We start from the raw sequence: 16,848 nt of genomic DNA, 5'->3' as shown, positions 1-16,848 counted from the left end.
CGCGGGGCGGTCGGGCGCACCCCGGCCGGGCCTCTCAATCCTGCTCGCGGTGATAGGTGGCCACGTCTTCCCAGCCCATTTCGCGGGCATGCCGGGCCATCCGTTCGGCCAGATAGACCGAGCGGTGCTTGCCGCCGGTGCAGCCGAAGGCCACGGTCACGTAGCTGCGGGTGCCGTCGCCCAGCTTCGGCAGCCAGGTGTCGAGAAACCCCATCAGCTGTGCGAGGTAGCACTGCACGTCCGGCTGGGCTTCCAGGTAGTCGCGCACGCCCGGCTCGCGGCCACTGAGCGCACGCAGCTCGGGATCCCAGTGCGGATTGGGCAGCACCCGCGCATCGAAGACGAAATCCGCTTCGGCCGGCACGCCACGCTTGTAGGCGAACGATTCGAACAGCAGCGACAGGCGGGTTGCATGGTCCAGCGTGAACTCGGTGATGATCCGGCGGCGCAGCTGGTGCACGTTGAGCGCGCTGGTGTCGATGATGGCGTCGGCCTCCTGGCGCAGCGGTGCGATCAGTTCGCGCTCGCGGGCGATCGCTTCCGGCAATGACAGACCGAGCTGGCTGAGTGGATGGCGGCGACGGGTGTCGGCATAGCGCTTGAGCACCGCCTCGTCGCTGGCTTCAAAGAACAGCACCTTTGTTTCCACGCCAGCATCGGTGGCCAGTTGCCGCCAGTTGGCCAGCTGGCTCAGGTCGGCCTGGCCGCGCACGTCGATGCCGACCGCCAGCCGGCGCGGCGCGGCGCCGTCATGGTGGGCCAGCAGGCTGCGCACGAAGTCCGGCAGCAGCTGGATCGGCAGGTTGTCCGAGCAGTAGTAGTCCTGGTCCTCGAACGTCTTCAGGGCGACGGATTTACCCGAGCCGGACAGGCCGCTGACGATGATCAGGGTCGGGGCGGTGGGGGCAGCGGTGCTCATGGACAGACTCTTCGAAGGCCAGGGAAATCAGGGTGTTCGCCGTTCCAGCAGGTTGCTGTGGCGCGCGATGAACATCGCGGCCGGGTCGATGCCCTTGGTCCGCAGGATATGCAGGCGGGTGGCCGCCTCGGTCAGCACGGCTAGGTTGCGGCCGGGCATCACCGGCAGCGTGATCAGCGGCACGTCCAGGTCCAGCACATGGCGGGTACCGGAATCGCCGGTCAGGCGTTCGTAGCCATGCGGAGTGGGCTCGGTCATCGGCTTGGTCAGGTGGACGATCAGCCGAAGGTACTTGTTCTTCTTTACAGCCGTGTCGCCGAACATCTCGCGCACGTTCAGCACGCCCAGGCCGCGTACTTCCAGCAGGTCCTGCAGCAGTTCCGGGCAGGTGCCGTCGAGCACGTCCGGCGCGATCTGGGTGAATTCAGGTGCATCATCGGCCACCAGGCGGTGGCCACGGCTGAGCAGTTCCAGCGCCAGCTCGCTCTTGCCCGACCCGGCTTCGCCGGTGATCAGTACGCCGATGGAGTAGATCTCCATGAACACGCCGTGCAGGATCACGCGCGGCGCCAGCGTGCGTGCCAGGTGGTAGGACAGATGATTGAGCAGTTCGTGGCCGCGCTTGGGAGATACCCACAGCGGCGTGCCCGACTCGTCGGCGGCCGCGCGCAGGTCTTCCGGACAGGGCTGGTTGCGGGTAATCACCAGCGCCAGCGGGTGCGACTGCATGAGCTTTTCGATCGTCTCCCAGCGCTGGCGCGGTTCCAGCGCGTCCAGCCAGGACAGTTCCTCGGTGCCCAGGATCTGCACCTTGTTGGGGTAGATCGCATTGAGGTAGCCCGCCAGCGAGGGCCGGCGGGAGACGGTGTTGCCGGCCTCGAGCTCGCGCTTCTCGCCGGATTTTCCCGCCACCCAGCGCAGGCCCAGGCGTTCGCGCTGCTGTTCGAACAGTTCGCGTGCGGTGATGCTGGTATTCATGCGGCACTCGCCGGGGGCGTGAGATCCAGGGCCTGACGCAGTGCCCGCGCGTCGCCGGCGGCGCGCAGCGCCTCGCGGATGGCGGGGGCGGAGAACAGTTCGGCCAGTTCGGACAGCAGCATCAGGTGCTGATGGGTGTAGTGGGCCGGAACGGCCATCGCGAACACCAGGTCGACCGGCTCGTCGCCCCCGAAGTCGACGGGGGTCTCCAGTCGCAGCAGGGCGCCGCGTGGGCGGTCCAGGGTCGGCGCGCGGCCATGCGGAATGGCGATGCCGCAACCGATCGCGGTGCTGCCCAGCGCCTCACGCTGGCACAGGTTCAGATAGATCTGTTCGGCATTGGCCTGGCGGCAGGCCAGCAACCCGGCCGCGGCCTTGAGGACGCTGTCGCGGTCGGTGGCCGTGCAGAGCTGGGTCTGCACGGCCGCCAGGAGGTCAGTCAGGGGCATGTCTGCGGGGAACGGTGGCGATCAGCCGCCATTGTCACCCACCGGCAGCGGTGCGTGCTGCTGTTTTTTCTCCTTGTGCTTGATCACCAGGCGGTCAAGCTTGTCCGCCAGCAGGTCGATCGCGGCATACATGGTCTGGCCGCCGGCCTCGGCGTGCAGGGTCTGGCCGGGAATGTTGAGGCTGGCGTCGACGTGGTGTTCGGTCTTCTGCAGCTTGAGGGTCACCCGCGCTTCGCAGTGCTGGTCGAAGTGCTTTCCGATCCGGGCCAGCTTCTCCTCTACATAGGACTGCAGGGCCGGGGTGACTTCGACGTCTTTGCCAAACGTTTCGATGCGCATCGGGTTTCTCCTGTGTTCGGATGTGCCAATGAACCTCTCCGCCGGGCGCGGCGGTGCGTCAAGCGATTCTGACCCTTTCGTGCGAGGCGGAAATGTTCATGGCTTCACGATACTTCGCCACGGTGCGTCGCGCCACTGGAATTCCCGACGATTTGAGCAGGTCAGCCAGCTTGGCGTCAGAAAGGGGCTTGCGCGGGTTTTCGTCATCGATCAGGCGCCGGATCATTGCCTGGATGGCGGTGCTGGATGCCTCACCGCCGCCTTCGGTATCGATGCCCGACGCGAAGAAGGCGCGCAGCGGCAGGGTGCCGCGTGGGGTCCGGACATGCTTGCGGGCGATCGCCCGCGAAATGGTGGATTCGTGCAGGCCCAGTTCGGCGGCGATCTCACGCAGGGTGAGCGGGCGCAGTGCCTGTTCGCCGAACTCCAGGAAGCCGGACTGCTGCAGGATCAGGCAGCGCACCACCCGCAGCAGGGTCTCGCCACGCTGCTGCAGACCTTTCAGCAGCCAGCGCGCCTCCTGCAGCTGGGCGCGCAGGTAGCCGGCGTCGGCCTCACCGCAGCGGCGGATCATCTGTTCGTAACCGCGGTGGATGACCACCTTCGGCCCGGCATGGCCGGCCAGCGCGGCGCGCCACACGCCGTTCTGCCGCCAGACGACTACGTCCGGCACCACGTAGGTGTCCGGCGACAGCGGCGCGATCTGGGTGCCTGGGCGCGGGTCCAGCGACCGCAGCAGGGCCACGGCGGTCTCGACATCGGCCAAGGGCTGCCGGAGTTCGTGCGCCAGCCCAACCACGCCGCTGCGCGGCAGCCGCTCCAGCGGCCCGGCAGCGACCTGGCGTGCCAGGGCAAGGCCAGGTGTGTCGGCCGCCAGTACGTCCAGTTGCAGCTGGAGGCATTCGCCCAAGCTGCGTGCCGCTACTCCGACCGGATCGAAGCGCTGGATCTGGTGCAGTACGGTGAGGATCTCGTCCTCGCCGGCGTGGATCGCCGGCAGCAGGGTCTCGGCGATGGTGGACAGCGGTTCGCGCAGGTAGCCATCGTCGTCCAGGGCGTCGATCAGGGCAGCCCCGATGCTGCGGTCGCGTGCGGACAGGTGCGACAGGTGCAGCTGCCACAGCAGGTGGTCGGCCAGGGTCTCGGTTTCGGCCACGCGTTCGGCCGCACTGCCGCTGTCGTCATCGTCGTCGAAGCTGCCGCCGCTGCCGGCGGTGCTCCAGTCCGGTTCCGCCGTTGCCCAGTCGTCCTCCTGGCCGGCGTCGGCGCGTTCGGGCGGGGTGTCATCGCCGTTGCCATCGTCGCCGGCAGCGGCATCGCTCTCGTTGCCTTCGGCCCAGTCCAGCAGCGGATTGCTCTCCACCGCCTGGGCGATCTCCAGTTCCAGCTCGGTGCTGGACATCTGCAGCAGCTTGATCGCCTGCTGCAGCTGGGGCGTGAGCACCAGCTGCTGTCCCAACGATGTCTGCAGCCGAGTCTTCATGCCTGTGCCGAAGAGGGGGAATGGAACCCGGCAGCTGCGGTCACAGCTTGAACGAGTCCCCAAGGTAGACGCGACGTACGTCGGCATTGTCCAGGATCGATTCCGGCGAACCCTGGGCCAGTACGGTGCCCTCGGCGAGGATATACGCGCGGTCGCAGATTCCCAAGGTCTCGCGCACGTTGTGGTCGGTGATCAGCACACCGATGCCGCGCTGCTTGAGGTGGGTGACGATGCGCTGGATCTCGCCAACCGAGATCGGATCGACACCGGCAAACGGTTCGTCGAGCAGGATCAGCCGGGGTTGCGCCGCCAGCGCGCGGGCGATTTCGCAGCGGCGGCGCTCGCCGCCGGACAGGCTGGCGCCAAGCTGTTCGGACACATGGCCCAGCTGCAGTTCGTCCAGCAGGCTGCTCAACTCGCGCTCGCGGCCCGCCGAGTCCAGATCCTCGCGCAGTTCCAGCACCAGGCGGATGTTGTCGGCCACGGTCAGCTTGCGGAACACCGAAGGCTCCTGCGGCAGGTAGCCCACGCCCTGCTTGGCACGGGTGTACATCGGATCGCCGGTGATGTCCTTGCCATCGAGCACGATGCTGCCGGCATCGGCGGCAACCAGGCCGACGATCATGTAGAAGCAGGTGGTCTTGCCGGCACCGTTGGGGCCGAGCAGGCCGACCACTTCGCCCGCTTCGAGGGTGAGCCCGAAGTCCTTGACGACCTCACGTTGCTTATAGCGCTTGCGCAGGCCCTTGGCGACGAGCATTACTTCCGGCTCCCGGCCGGCTGCGCCGGCGTGGTGGTGGCGGCAGGCGTCTTGTTCTTGGGCGGGATAACGGTGCGCACGCGGCTGCCGTCGCCGCCGGAGTTCATCTCGCCGGTACGGGTGTTGTAGACCATGCGCTGGCCGGCGTTGGTGCCGCGCGCGCTGGTGACCTTGTAGTTGCCGGTGAGGGTGATGATCTCGGTCTTGATGTCGTAGTCGATGCGGTCGGCGAGCGCATCCATCCAGGTGCCGTCATCAAGCTGCTGCTTCAACTTCGCCTGCTTGCCGGTGAACACCACACGCACCGGCTCGCCGTCCTTGAGATAGATCTCCGCTTCGGACGAGCGCAGGTCCAGCGTGCCCTGGGTGATGATCACGCCCTGCGACAGCACGGTTTTGCCGTCGCCGGTGAGCATGCCGTTCTGTGCACCGGCATCGATGTTCATGGGCTCGTTGCGGTCGGTCGACTTCGCCTGCGCGAGGGCGGGGACAAGAAGACTGAGTGCGAGCATGGCTGCAAAGGGGATCTTCATCGGGGTCCGTTCTGCCGGTGGTGGCTGCCCGGTCAGGAGGGCAGCGGCGGGTGGGGGCTGCCGGCGCCGCGCCTGTCCAGGGACGTCGCGGGCCGGGCGGCGGAATCAGCGTCTGGGCGTGTAGCGACCCTTGGACTGGCTGAGGAAATGATACGTGTTGTTCTTCGAATCCACCTCGAACCCGACGCCGGACTGCTCCATGCCGGGGCGGGTCATGGTCACCAGGGCGTCGGTCCGGGCCCGGCTCTCCTTGGGGAACACGTCCAGGTGGTCGGTGCGGAAGGTGGTCGGCACGACGCCGGGGGCAGCCGGACTGTCACCCGCCACCTTGCCGCGCAGCTTCAGTTCGTCACCCTTGGCGCTCAGCCAGCCGGTCTCCGCGCGCAGGGTCCAGTGCCTGCCGTCCTTGTCGGGCATCTCGAACAGCGGCGTGGCGATGTTGATGGTCTGGTCGCCGCGCTGCCGCTCCAGCCGCGGCGCGCGCAGGGTGGTCGATTCCTTGCCCTGCTCGTCCAGGGCGACGATCTGGAAGTCGTGCAGGATGTAATCCACGCCGACTTCCTGGCCGCTCTGGGCCGGGCCCTTGTCGCGGTTGCGCAGCGCGGCCCAGCTGCTGAGCAGGGCCGCCAGCAGCAGGCCGATGCCTAGCACGGTGCGCCAGTTCACGGTCGGTGCGTTCATGCGCCGTACCTCGCCAGGACCGACGCGACATGACCCTGCGCGGCCAGCAGAACGTCGCACAGCTCACGCGCCGCGCCGCGCCCGCCTTCGGAACGGGTCTGCCAGTGCACGCGTTCGGCGATCCACGGATGGGCATTGGCCGGCGCCACGGCCAGGCCGACCGCACCCAGGGGCGCCAGATCCGGCAGGTCATCGCCAAGGAAGGCGACCTGTTCCAGGCCGATGCCGCGCTGGGCACACAGAGCCTGCACGCTGGCCAGCTTGTCGCCCACGGCGATGTGGGTATCAATGCCGAGATCGGCACCGCGCCTGAGCGCGGACTGGCTGTTGCGCGCGGTGATCAGCACGGGGTGGATGCCGTGCTGCTGCAGCAGTTTCAGGCCCAGGCCATCCTGCACGAAATACGCCTTGCTCTCGTTGCCGTCCTGGTCGTAGTAGAGCCGACCGTCGGTGAGGGTGCCGTCCACGTCGAAGCAGGCCATGCGGATCCGCGCCGCAGCGGCATGCAGGTGGGCGGGGAAGGCGGGCAGGGGGGACCAGGGCATCAGGACGTTGAACTCGATCAGGGCAGGTGTGGGGTTACAGACTGAATGGGGTCTACGGACTGTCGGTTAAACCACCCGGGCCCGCAACAGGTCATGAATGTTCAGGGCGCCGACGGCGCGGCCCTGGTCATCGACCACGATCAGGCCGTTGATCTGCTGGGTTTCCATCTGGCGGGCGGCCTCCACCGCCAGCTGGTCGGCTCCGATGGTGCGGGGGTTGCGCGTCATCACATCGGCGATCTTTGCCGTGCGCACGTCCAGCGCACTGTCCAGTGCCCGGCGCAGGTCACCGTCGGTGAACAGGCCGATCAGCACGCCCTCGGCATCGACCACGGCGGTCATGCCCAGGCGCTTGCGGCTCATCTCCACGAGGGCCTCGCTGAGGCTGGCGCCGGCATCGACCTTGGGCAGATCGGCACCGGTATGCATGACGTCGGTGATATGCAGCAGCAGGCGACGGCCAAGGCTGCCGGCCGGATGCGAGCGGGCGAAATCGTCAGCGGTGAAGCCGCGCGCATCCAGCAGGGCCACCGCCAGCGCGTCGCCCATCGCCAGCGAGGCGGTGGTGCTCGAGGTCGGAGCCAGCGCCAGCGGGCAGGCCTCGGCCGGCACGCTGACGTCCAGGTGGACGTCGGCGGCGGTCGCCAGGCTGGACTGCGGGCGGCCGGTCATGGAGATCAGCACGTTGCCCTGGCGCTTGAGCACCGGCAGCAGCATCAGCACTTCGTCCGATTCGCCCGAATAGGACAGGGCCAGTACCACGTCGGCTTCGGTGATCATGCCCAGGTCGCCATGGCCGGCCTCGCCCGGGTGCACGTAGAACGCCGGGGTACCGGTGGACGCCAGGGTTGCGGCGATCTTGCGCGCCACATGGCCTGACTTGCCCATCCCGGTGGCGACCACCCGCCCGCGGCTGCCCAGGATCACCTGGCAGGCCTTCTGGAAGGGCTCGCCCAGGCGCTCGGCGACCGCCTGCAGTGCCTGCTGCTCGATCTCGAACACGCGGCGGCCGCTGGCCACCAGGGCGGCCGGCTCGACGGAACGGGGGGGCGGGAGGGACTCGGCCATGCGGACGCCACGCAGCGGAAGTAGAATGAGGGTTCATTTTATTAGGAAAGCCCGTTGGACGCCGACACCATCCGCAACCTGATCGAAACCGGCCTGCCTGGCGCCCGCGCCGATGTGCGGGGCGACGATGGCGTGCATTTCGAAGCGACCGTGGTCTGCGACGCCTTTGCCGGCAAGATGCCGCTGGCCCGCCACCGCATGGTCTATGCCACGCTGGGCGACCTGATGGGCGGCGCGATCCACGCGCTGGCGCTGAAAACCGTGACCCCGGCCGAAGCCGGCTGAACCGCAGAAGATCCCGAACCCCATGGCCAAGATCGTTGTGACCGGCGGCGCTGCGCTGCACGGTGAAGTGAGCATCTCCGGCGCCAAGAACGCCGTCCTCCCCATCCTCTGCGCGACCCTGCTGGCCGATGAGCCGGTGGAGATCACCAACGTGCCCCACCTGCACGATGTGGTCACCACGGTGAAGCTGCTGGGCGAACTGGGCGCCAAGGTCACCATCGACCAGGGCACGCTGTCGCGCGGCAGCGCGATCGTGGTCGACCCGCGTGCGGTGAACCAGCATGTGGCGCCGTACGAACTGGTCAAGACCATGCGTGCGTCGATCCTGGTGCTGGGTCCGCTGCTGGCCCGTTTCGGTGCGGCCGAAGTGTCGCTGCCCGGTGGCTGTGCCATCGGCTCGCGTCCGGTCGACCAGCACATCAAGGGCCTGCAGGCGCTTGGTGCCGACATCGTGGTCGAGAACGGATTCATCAAGGCTTCGGCCAAGCGCTTGAAGGGTGGCCACTTCACCTTCGACATGGTGAGCGTGACCGGGACCGAGAACGTGCTGATGGGCGCGGTGCTGGCCGAAGGCACCACCATCCTCGACAACTGCGCGATGGAGCCGGAGGTGACCGATCTGGCCCATTGCCTGATCGCTCTGGGTGCGAAGATCGAAGGCCTCGGCACCGCCCGCCTGGTGATCGAAGGCGTGGAGCGCCTCTCCGGTGGCCGTCATGAAGTGCTGCCCGACCGCATCGAGACCGGCACCTTCCTGGTGGCCGCCGCGATGACCGGCGGCAAGGTCACGGTCAACCGTGCACGTCCGAACACCATGGACGCGGTGCTGTCCAAGCTGGTCGAGGCGGGTGCCCGGATCGAGACCACCGAGGACAGCATCACCCTGGACATGCAGGGCAAGCGGCCGAAGGCGGTGAACCTGACCACCGCGCCGTATCCGGCATTCCCGACCGACATGCAGGCGCAGTTCATGGCGCTCAACTGCGTGGCCGACGGCGTCGGCGTGATCAACGAAACGATCTTCGAGAACCGTTTCATGCACGTCAACGAGCTGCTGCGCCTGGGCGCGGACATCCAGGTCGAAGGCCATACCGCGATCGTGCGTGGCAGCGAGCACCTGAGCGGCGCGCCGGTCATGGCCACCGACCTGCGTGCATCGGCATCGCTGATCCTGGCCGGCCTGATGGCCAGCGGCGATACCACCATCGATCGCATCTACCACCTCGATCGCGGCTACGAGAACATCGAAGAGAAGCTGTCTTCGCTCGGTGCCACCATCCGGCGCGTGCCATGATCCTTCGCGGAAAATTCAGCCCGCGTCGCAAGGCGCTGCTGGCGCTGGTGCTGATCGTGCTGGCGTGGCTGGGGTATGCCTGGTACGCCGATATCGCCATCACCCGCGGCATCGAGCAGAAGGACATGGACTGGAACGGTGACGGCACGGTATCGCGTGACGAGATCATCCAGTCGTTCTATGCCGTGTCGGTGAACGACAGCCAGGAAGGCAACCGCCATTGCCGCACGTTCGTCTGGCGCGGAAGCGGTGAGCAGATCCGGGTGGACTGCCGCACCGAGTTCAAACCGGCCGAAGAGAAGAAATGAAAAACGCCCGCGCAAGCGGGCGTTTTCCTTGTGCGGGGCCCGGGGTCAGAGCCCATCCCCGAGGGGATGGGATCCGACCCCGGCACTCAGTTCATCGATCGGATGGTCAGGTCCAGCGCGTCGCGGCCGCTTTCCCGCTGCAGCATGCGCGCCGGCACCGGAAACTCCGGCACGATCCAGGCGATCAGCTCCTTGTTGCCATCGGCACGCGACACCTTGGTCGCCTCGTAGCTCTTGCCGCCCACGGTGATCGATTCCTTGCCGATCACGCGGTAGGTCATGTTCTTGATCCGGCCCTCGTCGACCATGCGGTAGGTCAACGGCTTGCCGGCTGCCAGGTCGCGGGCGATGGCCAGATTGATCAGCAGCGCATCCATGTCGCCAGCCTTCAGGGCGATCGGTCCGGCGCGGTCCGGCTTGATGTCGCCGGTCCAGGTGGCCTGGTTGCTGGTCCAGTTGTAGTTGGCCTGCACGTTGCGCTTCTTCACCAGCAGCGCCGAGCGGTCCTGGCTGCTGAGCGGACGCAGCTGGCCGCGCACTTCCTCGAACACGGTGCTCTGGCTCAGGTCGGCCAGCTGGTTTTTCACCTGCAGGCTGTAGCGCCACTTGTTGCTGCCTTCACTGGCCAGCGTCATGGTGCCGTTGGCCTGCATGCCCATGTAGCTGGCCAGATAGTCGGCCTTGAACGGCTCCAGGGCCATCGCCGGCAGGCTGGCCATCGACAGGGTGGCAGCGGCGATCCACGTCAGGGGGCGGGACAGGGTGTTCATGCTCAGACTCCTTGGTATTCGATCAGGCGGAGATCGACGCGGTCTTCGCCATCTTCGCGTTGCAGGATGCGCACCGGGGTGGGGACACCGTTGGCGATCCAGAGAATGGTTTCGTTGTTGCCGCCGTTGCTGCGGTATACCCGCAGCGCGTTGTAGGACAGGTCGCCGACCTCGACGTTCTCGGTCTGCGGCGCGGCCTGGTAGTCGTGCTGGCGCACCTTGCCCATGTCGACGTAGCGGTAGTGCATGGCCACGCCCGGGCGGGCATCACGCATGATCGCCAGGTTGATCAGCAGGGCGCTCTGATCGCCGGCCTGCAGCGGAATGGGCTGCGCGCGATCCTTTTTCACATCGCCGGTCCACTGCGCGGTGCCGGCCTGCCAGTTATAGGTGCCGACGGCCTTCTTGCCCAGGAACAGGCCCTTGCGCACCGTGCTCTGGCTCAGCGGCGCATAGACGCCGCCGCGCTCCTCGAACACCGTGCTCTGCTCGATGTTCAGGCCGAGCACGCTGGCAAAGCCGCGGCGGCCCACCACCTGCATGTCCACCCGCCACTGGTTGCCGCCGGTATGGGTGACCTGCATGGTGGCATCGCCGGCTTCCTTGCCCTTGTAGAAGGCCTGGTAGGTAGCGGTGAACGGTTGCAGCGGCGGCGGTTCCCAGGCCAGCGCGGGCAGCATGGGCACGGCCGGTGCGGCCGGGGCCTGCGACGGAGCTGCCGGGTCGGCAGAGGGCTGTGCCTGGCCCCAGCCCACGCCAGGCAACACGGCAAGCGACAACAGCAGGGGCGTGCACAGCAGCGTCGTGGTCTTCATGGGGGACAGGGGCCGCAGGAGTGGGGCAGGATGCCAGCCCCGCAGTCAGCGGGGCGTGTGCAGAACGTTATCGGTTCAGGTTTCCGGCGGAATCTAGGGCCAGCGGCCTAAACAGGGGGTGACCGTCGAAGATCGCCTGTCCTTCCCGTTCAGCCAGCCGGCCATCGCACAGCAGCTGCAGGCTGGCGATCAGCAGCGGGTGTTCCACCGCCAGCACGCGCTCGGCAAGGGTCTGTGCATCGTCGCCTGCCAGCACCGGCACGCGCGCCTGCGCCAGCACCGTACCCGCGTCCAGCTCCGGCACCACCAGATGCACGCTTGCGCCATGCTCGGCATCGCCGGCTTCCAGCGCCCGGGCGTGCGTATGCAGGCCCTTGTACAGCGGCAGCAGCGACGGGTGGATGTTGACCAGGCGACCGTTGAAGCGCTGCACGAAGCCAGCGCCGAGAATGCGCATGTAGCCGGCGCAGACGATCCAGTCCGGGGCGGAGGCGGCAACCGCGTCGCCCAGGGCCAGCTCGTAGGCGGCACGATCGCTGAATTCCTTGGGTGCATGCGCCCAGCGCCGGGAAGGATCGACCCGCTGCAGGGCCGCGGCATCGGGGCGGTCGGAGAACACGCCCACTACGTCGGCCGGCAGGCGGCCCGACGCGATGGCATCCAGGATGGCCTGCAGGTTGCTGCCGCGCCCGGAGGCGAGCACGGCGATGCGGCGGGGTGCGTTCATTACCGGCAACCCAGGCGGCTCAAACGCTTGCCGACGGAGTGTCGAACACGGCTTTCACCTGGGGGCGGAGCAGTGCGATCAGGGTGAACACCCCCAGCACCGTGCCCACCGGGGTGAACAGGCAGGACAGGCCCGCGACCACCAGGCACAGCACGTAACGGCGGCGCTGCGCCAGGCAGCGCCCGGCGTAGGCGACGAAGGCGCCCAGGGTGACGCCGCCCACCACGATCACGCTGCCGATGATGGTGAACATCCAGCCGAACATCCGCTGCTCGGCGGGCGATGAGGGCTGCCCCTCCGAGCTCAGCGGCAATGCCCCGGTCAGGGCGCTCACGCCCAGCACGATGTGGATGATGAAGATCAGCGAGAACAGTGCGATGAGCGCACCAACCACGTAGTGGCCGATGGACAGCGCCCGCAGATGGCTGGCGTCCTGCGGGCCGAATACGGGTGCCGTCAGCAGCGGCGGCGGCACCGGGTTCGAGGGGGATGGGGGCATTGCGTCCATGCGGGCTCCTCTGCAGGGGTCAGGCGATGCGGACGCGCTCGGCGCCTTCGGTGGTGACGACCTGGCCGATGGTCCAGTGATCCAGGCCCTGGGCCGTGACCGCGGCGGACACCGCCTCGACCTGGTCCGGCGCGACGATCAGCACGAAGCCGATGCCGCAGTTGAAGGTGCGCCACATTTCGCTGTCGGCGACCGCGCCTTCCTTCTGAAGCCACTGGAACACCGGCGGCAGCGTCCACGAGGCCGCCTGGATGTCCAGGCCGAGGCCGTCCGGGACCACCCGGATGATGTTCTCGGTCAGTCCGCCACCGGTGATGTGGGCCATGCCATGGATGGCATCGCCGTGCGACTTCAGCAGCGACAGGATCGGCTTGACGTACAACCGGGTCGGTGCCATCAGCGCGTCGACCAGCTTCACGCCGCCTTCCAGCTCAAGATCGGCCGGACGCCCGGCGCGGTCGTAGATGCGGCGGACCAGCGAGTAGCCGTTGGAGTGCGGGCCGGACGAGGCGATGCCGATCAGCACATCGCCGGCCGCCACGCTGGCGCCATCCTTCAGTTCGCTCTTTTCCACCGCGGCCACGGTGAAGCCGGCCAGATCGTACTCGCCCGGGGCATACATGTCGGGCATTTCAGCGGTTTCGCCGCCGATCAGTGCGCAGCCGGCCTCGGTGCAGCCGTTGGCGATGCCGCCCACGACCGCCGCGGCGGTATCCACGTCCAGCTTGCCGGTGGCGAAGTAGTCCAGGAAGAACAGCGGCTCGGCGCCCTGCACCAGCACGTCGTTCACGCACATCGCGACCAGATCGATGCCGATCGTATCGTGGCGGTTCAGCTGGTGGGCCAGCTTCAGCTTGGTGCCGACACCGTCGGTACCCGACACCAGCACCGGTTCGCGGTACTTGTTGGACAGGTCGAACAGGGCGCCGAAACCGCCCAGGCCGCCCATCACTTCCGGACGGAAGCTGCGCTTGACCAGGGGCTTGATCCGCTCGACCAGCTCGTTGCCGGCGTCGATGTCGACGCCCGCGTCACGGTAGGTGAGGGGGGAGGGGGCGGAAGACGGGGTGTTGGTCACGGGCGTCGGCGCTGGCAGGGGTTGAACGGGCGATTTTAACAGGCCGCATTGGCGCACAGGCCGTATTCGGGCAACAATTCCCCCCGGATACGTCGAGCCAATGGATGTCCTGATGCGCCGCAGCCTGATTCTCACCCTGCTTCTTGCGTTGAGCCTGCCGGTGGCCACGATGGCCCAGAGCGGCCTGCGCACCGAGGGGGATGTCGCCACCGCCAGTGGGGCCTACGAGGCCGAAGTGCCGGTCAACAGCCAGGCCGAGGCCGACCGCAATGGCGGGCTGGCACGCGCCCTGAGCGTCGTGCTGGGCAAGCTGTCGGGCGACCGCAGCGTGATGTCCCGGCCCGGCGTGGTGCAGGCCCTGCGCAATGCCAAGGATTACGTGGCCAGCTACGACTACAAGCAGGACCAGAGCGTCAGCGCCAGCGGTGCGCCCAGTTTCCGGACCCTGCTGGTGGCCCGTTTCCGCGAGGATGACGTCGATTCGCTGGTCGCCGCGCTGGGCCTGCCGCTGTGGCCGCAGCCCCGACCGAAGCCGGTGCTGTGGCTGGCCGTCGACGACGGCAGCGGCCCGCGCCTGGTCAGCGTGCAGCAGGCCAATGCCGCGCGCCCGCTGCTGAACCGCGCCATCGAGCGCGGCTACAAGCTGGGCCTGCCCAGTGGGGGCGCTGCCGAACAGGCGCTGGCCGGTGCCATCTGGCGCCAGGACAGCGCCGCCGTGGCCCGCGCCTCTTCGCGCTACTCGCCGCCGATGCAGCTGATCGGCAAGCTCTACCGTGCCAATGGCGGCTGGCAGGCGGACTGGGTGTTCGTCGACGATGGCCGTGAACTGAACAGATGGACCAGCAAGGACGCCAACGCCATGCGCGCGATGGCCGCGGGCGCCGACGGCGCGGCCGACGCGCTGGTCAAGCGTTATGCCAAGGCGGGTGTGGCCACCGGCCAGGCGGGCAGCTACCGGGTGGTGGTCACCGGCATCAACAGTGCCGATGACTACCTGCGACTGGCCGCGGGCCTGCGCGACGTGCCGGTGGTGCGCAATGTCACTCCGCTGCACGCCAGCGCGGGCCGGCTGGAGCTGACCGTCGAAATGACCACCGGCCTGGCCGGCTTCAACCGCATGCTGGGTGACAGCGGCGTGCTGGTTCCAAACGCCCCGCTGCCTGCCCTTCCGACACCGATCGATGACACCACCGGCGTGCCGGTGCAGGCGCCGGTCAGCAACGAGTACCGACTGCGATGACCCTGACGCCGGAAGCTGAAATCGCGCAGTTCCTGCGCCGGGTCAAATACATCCTGCTTGCCGGCCTGATCGGCTGGATCGTGTGGCTGCTGGCGCCGATCCTGACGCCGTTCGTGCTGGCGCTGGCGCTGGCCTGGCTGGGTGATCCGCTGGTGGACCGCATCGAGGCCACCGGGCGCTCGCGCATGACCGGCGTGGTGCTGGTGTTCGTGGCCATGGTGCTGGTGATCGTCGCCGCGCTGCTGGTGCTGGTGCCGATGATCGAAAAGCAGATCACCACCCTGGTGGCGGCCGTGCCGCAGGCGCAGGCCTGGCTGATGCAGACCGGCATTCCGTGGTTCGAGCAGAAGACCGGCCTGGAGGTGATGCAGTGGCTGGACCCGGATCGCCTGATCGAATGGGTGCGCAGCCATTGGCAGCAGGCGGGCGGCTTCGCCAAGACCTTCATGGGATATGTCTCGCGCTCGGGCTTCACGATGGTGACCTGGGTGGTCAACATCCTGCTGCTGCCGATCCTGGCGTTCTACTTCCTGCGCGACTGGGACAAGCTGGTGGAGCGGGTCGCCTCGGTCATTCCGCGCAACCACATCGGCACCATCACGGCGCTGGCGCGCGAATCCAACGAGGTGCTGGGGGCCTTCATCCGCGGCCAGTTCCTGGTGATGCTGGCACTGGGCGTGATCTATGCCGGCGGCCTGTCGCTGGTGGGGCTGAAGCTGGGGCTGCTGATCGGCATGATCGCGGGCCTGATCAGCTTCATTCCGTACCTGGGCGCGACCACCGGCATCCTGATGGCGATCATCGCCGCGCTGGTGCAGGCGCAGGGCTTCGACCTGAAACTGCTGATACTGGTCGGCGTGGTGTTCACGGTCGGCCAGTTGCTGGAGAGTTATGTACTGACGCCGCGCATCGTCGGCGACAAGATCGGCCTGCATCCGGTGGCGGTGATCTTCGCGGTGATGGCCGGCGGCCAGCTGTTCGGCTTCCTCGGCATGCTGCTGGCGCTGCCGGTGGCTGCCGTGTCCAACGTGCTGCTGCGCTATGCGCACCAGCGCTATCGGCAGAGCGATCTTTACGCGGGTGAGAAATCGGCGATCGTGCTTGACGGTGTGGTCGAGCCGCCCCACATCATCCTCGACACGAACGACAAGGGCCCCGACCTGAAGTGATGGGTGTGCCGCAACTGCCGCTGGCCCTGCACTACCCGCGGGACCAGCGCCTGGAGACCTTCATCGGCGCACCGGATGGTGCGCTGGCGCAGCTGCGCGCGATCGCGGTCGGTGCCAGCCACGACTGGGTCTACCTGGAAGGCGCGGCAGGCACGGGCAAGACGCATCAGGCGCTGGCGATGTGTTCCAGCGCCGAGCAGGCCGGGCGGCTGCCGACCTATGTGCCGCTGGCCAGTGCAGCCGGCCGTGTGCGTGCAGCGCTGGAGGGGCTGGAGGCGCGTGAGCTGGTCGCGCTGGACGGACTGGACGAGATTGCCGGCAACCGTGAGGACGAGATTGCCCTGTTCGATTTCCATAACCGTGCGCGCGCTGCCGGCGTGACCGTGCTCTACACGGCGCAGAAGGCGCCGGGCGAACTCGGACTGGTGCTGCCGGACCTGCGCTCGCGGCTGGGCCAGTGCGTGCGGGTGCTGCTGCAGCCGCTGGACGAGGAAGGACGCGCGGCGGTGCTGCGCGAGCGCGCGCTGCGACGGGGGCTGGCCATCGACGAGGCCGCGATCGAGTGGCTGCTGTCGCACACCGGTCGCGAGCTGGGCGGGCTGATCACGTTGCTGGACTGGCTCGACCGCGAATCGCTGGCGGCCAAGCGTCGGATCACCGTGCCGTTCCTGCGCCAGGTGCTGGAAGAAGGCCGCCCTCGCTACTGAGGTTGGGTTTTGTTTTGCAGGGCTGCCGCCCTGCACCCGCCGAAGCCAGTGCCGAAGCCGGAGCAACGTCAACGTCAAACGCTGGCTTCCTCAGGGGAGGCGGGGTGGCTCAGGTTGCGGGGGACGGCGCAAGTACGTCCATGTAGCCTCGGTCGCGCCATCCATGGCGCTCACGCCCCCGCAACCTGAGCC

The 16,848-nt window shown here is 67.8% G+C and carries 21 protein-coding genes; 6 read left to right on the top strand and 15 right to left on the bottom strand.

From position 1 onward, the window contains the following. Nucleotides 1-34 precede the first annotated feature (34 nt). The 10 genes from rapZ to ABE543_RS12905 form a co-directional block, all read right to left on the bottom strand. Nucleotides 35-919, bottom strand: coding sequence for an RNase adapter RapZ (gene rapZ, locus ABE543_RS12950; RefSeq protein WP_053519414.1), 885 nt, complete (start codon nt 917-919; stop codon nt 35-37). A 27-nt stretch (nt 920-946) separates the two neighbouring features. Next, the gene (gene hprK / locus ABE543_RS12945; protein WP_053519415.1) at nt 947-1,897 is read right to left on the bottom strand and encodes an HPr(Ser) kinase/phosphatase; all 951 of its coding nucleotides are present in this window, start codon (nt 1,895-1,897) and stop codon (nt 947-949) included. Continuing rightward, nucleotides 1,894-2,346 (bottom strand): PTS sugar transporter subunit IIA, encoded by a 453-nt coding sequence (locus ABE543_RS12940; protein ID WP_053519416.1) that lies wholly within the window; start codon nt 2,344-2,346, stop codon nt 1,894-1,896. The genes hprK and ABE543_RS12940 overlap by 4 nt, the downstream gene beginning before the upstream one ends. 21 nt (nt 2,347-2,367) lie before the next feature. Continuing rightward, nucleotides 2,368-2,685, bottom strand: coding sequence for a ribosome-associated translation inhibitor RaiA (raiA, locus tag ABE543_RS12935; RefSeq protein ID WP_005415556.1), 318 nt, complete (start codon nt 2,683-2,685; stop codon nt 2,368-2,370). Between the two features lie 58 nt (nt 2,686-2,743). Continuing rightward, entirely contained in the window at nt 2,744-4,168 is a 1,425-nt protein-coding gene (locus tag ABE543_RS12930) for an RNA polymerase factor sigma-54 (RefSeq protein ID WP_346475767.1), read from the bottom strand. A 40-nt stretch (nt 4,169-4,208) separates the two neighbouring features. Continuing rightward, nucleotides 4,209-4,928: an LPS export ABC transporter ATP-binding protein gene (lptB, locus tag ABE543_RS12925; RefSeq protein WP_065174533.1), complete on the bottom strand. Its 720-nt coding sequence runs from the start codon at nt 4,926-4,928 to the stop codon at nt 4,209-4,211. Then, nucleotides 4,928-5,461 carry a lipopolysaccharide transport periplasmic protein LptA gene (gene lptA / locus ABE543_RS12920; RefSeq protein ID WP_065174534.1) on the bottom strand — a complete coding sequence of 178 codons (534 nt, stop codon included), beginning with the start codon at nt 5,459-5,461 and terminating at the stop codon, nt 4,928-4,930. The genes lptB and lptA overlap by 1 nt, the downstream gene beginning before the upstream one ends. 105 nt (nt 5,462-5,566) lie before the next feature. Next, complete coding sequence (lptC, locus tag ABE543_RS12915; RefSeq protein ID WP_053519420.1) at nt 5,567-6,142, bottom strand: LPS export ABC transporter periplasmic protein LptC; 576 nt, start codon at nt 6,140-6,142, stop codon at nt 5,567-5,569. Beyond that, nucleotides 6,139-6,687 carry an HAD hydrolase family protein gene (locus tag ABE543_RS12910; RefSeq protein ID WP_053519421.1) on the bottom strand — a complete coding sequence of 183 codons (549 nt, stop codon included), beginning with the start codon at nt 6,685-6,687 and terminating at the stop codon, nt 6,139-6,141. Before ABE543_RS12910 ends, lptC begins: the two co-directional genes overlap by 4 nt. 66 nt (nt 6,688-6,753) lie before the next feature. Continuing rightward, the gene (locus tag ABE543_RS12905; protein WP_065174535.1) at nt 6,754-7,755 is read right to left on the bottom strand and encodes a KpsF/GutQ family sugar-phosphate isomerase; all 1,002 of its coding nucleotides are present in this window, start codon (nt 7,753-7,755) and stop codon (nt 6,754-6,756) included. A 54-nt stretch (nt 7,756-7,809) separates the two neighbouring features. On the opposite strand from ABE543_RS12905, the gene ABE543_RS12900 reads away from it, so the two are divergent. Genes ABE543_RS12900 through ABE543_RS12890 form a run of 3 tightly spaced genes read left to right on the top strand, consistent with a single transcriptional unit; the run spans nt 7,810 to nt 9,642 of the window. Further along, nucleotides 7,810-8,040, top strand: coding sequence for a BolA family protein (locus ABE543_RS12900; protein WP_053519423.1), 231 nt, complete (start codon nt 7,810-7,812; stop codon nt 8,038-8,040). A gap of 22 nt (nt 8,041-8,062) precedes the next feature. Continuing rightward, a complete protein-coding gene (gene murA, locus ABE543_RS12895; protein ID WP_053519424.1) occupies nt 8,063-9,334 on the top strand; it encodes a UDP-N-acetylglucosamine 1-carboxyvinyltransferase in 1,272 nt (423 codons plus the stop codon). Beyond that, complete coding sequence (locus tag ABE543_RS12890) at nt 9,331-9,642, top strand: hypothetical protein (RefSeq protein WP_053519425.1); 312 nt, start codon at nt 9,331-9,333, stop codon at nt 9,640-9,642. The genes murA and ABE543_RS12890 overlap by 4 nt, the downstream gene beginning before the upstream one ends. 86 nt (nt 9,643-9,728) lie before the next feature. Here ABE543_RS12890 and ABE543_RS12885 read toward each other — a convergent pair whose 3' ends face one another. From ABE543_RS12885 to purM, 5 genes are all read right to left on the bottom strand, one after another. Continuing rightward, nucleotides 9,729-10,412, bottom strand: coding sequence for a DUF3108 domain-containing protein (locus ABE543_RS12885; RefSeq protein WP_053519426.1), 684 nt, complete (start codon nt 10,410-10,412; stop codon nt 9,729-9,731). A 2-nt stretch (nt 10,413-10,414) separates the two neighbouring features. After that, nucleotides 10,415-11,227: a DUF3108 domain-containing protein gene (locus tag ABE543_RS12880; protein WP_065174536.1), complete on the bottom strand. Its 813-nt coding sequence runs from the start codon at nt 11,225-11,227 to the stop codon at nt 10,415-10,417. A gap of 67 nt (nt 11,228-11,294) precedes the next feature. Further along, on the bottom strand, nt 11,295-11,954 hold the full coding sequence (gene purN, locus ABE543_RS12875) for a phosphoribosylglycinamide formyltransferase (protein WP_065174537.1): 660 nt from the start codon (nt 11,952-11,954) through the stop codon (nt 11,295-11,297). Nucleotides 11,955-11,973: 19 nt separating this feature from the next. Beyond that, a complete protein-coding gene (locus ABE543_RS12870; RefSeq protein ID WP_053519429.1) occupies nt 11,974-12,462 on the bottom strand; it encodes a hypothetical protein in 489 nt (162 codons plus the stop codon). Between the two features lie 19 nt (nt 12,463-12,481). Beyond that, nucleotides 12,482-13,540: a phosphoribosylformylglycinamidine cyclo-ligase gene (gene purM / locus ABE543_RS12865; RefSeq protein ID WP_053519430.1), complete on the bottom strand. Its 1,059-nt coding sequence runs from the start codon at nt 13,538-13,540 to the stop codon at nt 12,482-12,484. A 112-nt stretch (nt 13,541-13,652) separates the two neighbouring features. On the opposite strand from purM, the gene ABE543_RS12860 reads away from it, so the two are divergent. The 3 genes from ABE543_RS12860 to hda are packed head-to-tail and all read left to right on the top strand — an operon-like array spanning nt 13,653 to nt 16,656. Next, entirely contained in the window at nt 13,653-14,780 is a 1,128-nt protein-coding gene (locus ABE543_RS12860) for a DUF2066 domain-containing protein (RefSeq protein WP_227255408.1), read from the top strand. Then, nucleotides 14,777-15,949, top strand: a complete 1,173-nt coding sequence (locus ABE543_RS12855) for an AI-2E family transporter (RefSeq protein ID WP_065174539.1) — start codon at nt 14,777-14,779, stop codon at nt 15,947-15,949. Before ABE543_RS12860 ends, ABE543_RS12855 begins: the two co-directional genes overlap by 4 nt. Continuing rightward, the gene (gene hda / locus ABE543_RS12850) at nt 15,949-16,656 is read left to right on the top strand and encodes a DnaA regulatory inactivator Hda (RefSeq protein WP_053519433.1); all 708 of its coding nucleotides are present in this window, start codon (nt 15,949-15,951) and stop codon (nt 16,654-16,656) included. Before ABE543_RS12855 ends, hda begins: the two co-directional genes overlap by 1 nt. Nucleotides 16,657-16,848 lie beyond the last annotated feature (192 nt).

Origin of the sequence: Stenotrophomonas sp. TWI169 (genome assembly GCF_039674705.1) — a bacterium.
Taxonomy (GTDB): Bacteria; Pseudomonadota; Gammaproteobacteria; order Xanthomonadales; family Xanthomonadaceae; genus Stenotrophomonas; species Stenotrophomonas maltophilia_P.
Note: the sequence above shows the minus strand (reverse complement) of the source record. Positions and strands in the feature narration are given on the sequence as shown.

Bases quoted from the DNA above. Each gene is read 5' to 3' on its own strand.
- rapZ (WP_053519414.1), bottom strand. From the start codon at position 919: ATGAGCACCGCTGCCCCCACCGCCCCGACCCTGATCATCGTCAGCGGC.
- hprK (WP_053519415.1), bottom strand. From the start codon at position 1,897: ATGAATACCAGCATCACCGCACGCGAACTGTTCGAACAGCAGCGCGAA.
- ABE543_RS12940 (WP_053519416.1), bottom strand. From the start codon at position 2,346: ATGCCCCTGACTGACCTCCTGGCGGCCGTGCAGACCCAGCTCTGCACG.
- raiA (WP_005415556.1), bottom strand. From the start codon at position 2,685: ATGCGCATCGAAACGTTTGGCAAAGACGTCGAAGTCACCCCGGCCCTG.
- ABE543_RS12930 (WP_346475767.1), bottom strand. From the start codon at position 4,168: ATGAAGACTCGGCTGCAGACATCGTTGGGACAGCAGCTGGTGCTCACG.
- lptB (WP_065174533.1), bottom strand. From the start codon at position 4,928: ATGCTCGTCGCCAAGGGCCTGCGCAAGCGCTATAAGCAACGTGAGGTC.
- lptA (WP_065174534.1), bottom strand. From the start codon at position 5,461: ATGAAGATCCCCTTTGCAGCCATGCTCGCACTCAGTCTTCTTGTCCCC.
- lptC (WP_053519420.1), bottom strand. From the start codon at position 6,142: ATGAACGCACCGACCGTGAACTGGCGCACCGTGCTAGGCATCGGCCTG.
- ABE543_RS12910 (WP_053519421.1), bottom strand. From the start codon at position 6,687: ATGCCCTGGTCCCCCCTGCCCGCCTTCCCCGCCCACCTGCATGCCGCT.
- ABE543_RS12905 (WP_065174535.1), bottom strand. From the start codon at position 7,755: ATGGCCGAGTCCCTCCCGCCCCCCCGTTCCGTCGAGCCGGCCGCCCTG.
- murA (WP_053519424.1), top strand. From the start codon at position 8,063: ATGGCCAAGATCGTTGTGACCGGCGGCGCTGCGCTGCACGGTGAAGTG.
- ABE543_RS12890 (WP_053519425.1), top strand. From the start codon at position 9,331: ATGATCCTTCGCGGAAAATTCAGCCCGCGTCGCAAGGCGCTGCTGGCG.
- ABE543_RS12885 (WP_053519426.1), bottom strand. From the start codon at position 10,412: ATGAACACCCTGTCCCGCCCCCTGACGTGGATCGCCGCTGCCACCCTG.
- ABE543_RS12880 (WP_065174536.1), bottom strand. From the start codon at position 11,227: ATGAAGACCACGACGCTGCTGTGCACGCCCCTGCTGTTGTCGCTTGCC.
- purN (WP_065174537.1), bottom strand. From the start codon at position 11,954: ATGAACGCACCCCGCCGCATCGCCGTGCTCGCCTCCGGGCGCGGCAGC.
- ABE543_RS12870 (WP_053519429.1), bottom strand. From the start codon at position 12,462: ATGGACGCAATGCCCCCATCCCCCTCGAACCCGGTGCCGCCGCCGCTG.
- ABE543_RS12860 (WP_227255408.1), top strand. From the start codon at position 13,653: ATGCGCCGCAGCCTGATTCTCACCCTGCTTCTTGCGTTGAGCCTGCCG.
- ABE543_RS12855 (WP_065174539.1), top strand. From the start codon at position 14,777: ATGACCCTGACGCCGGAAGCTGAAATCGCGCAGTTCCTGCGCCGGGTC.
- hda (WP_053519433.1), top strand. From the start codon at position 15,949: ATGGGTGTGCCGCAACTGCCGCTGGCCCTGCACTACCCGCGGGACCAG.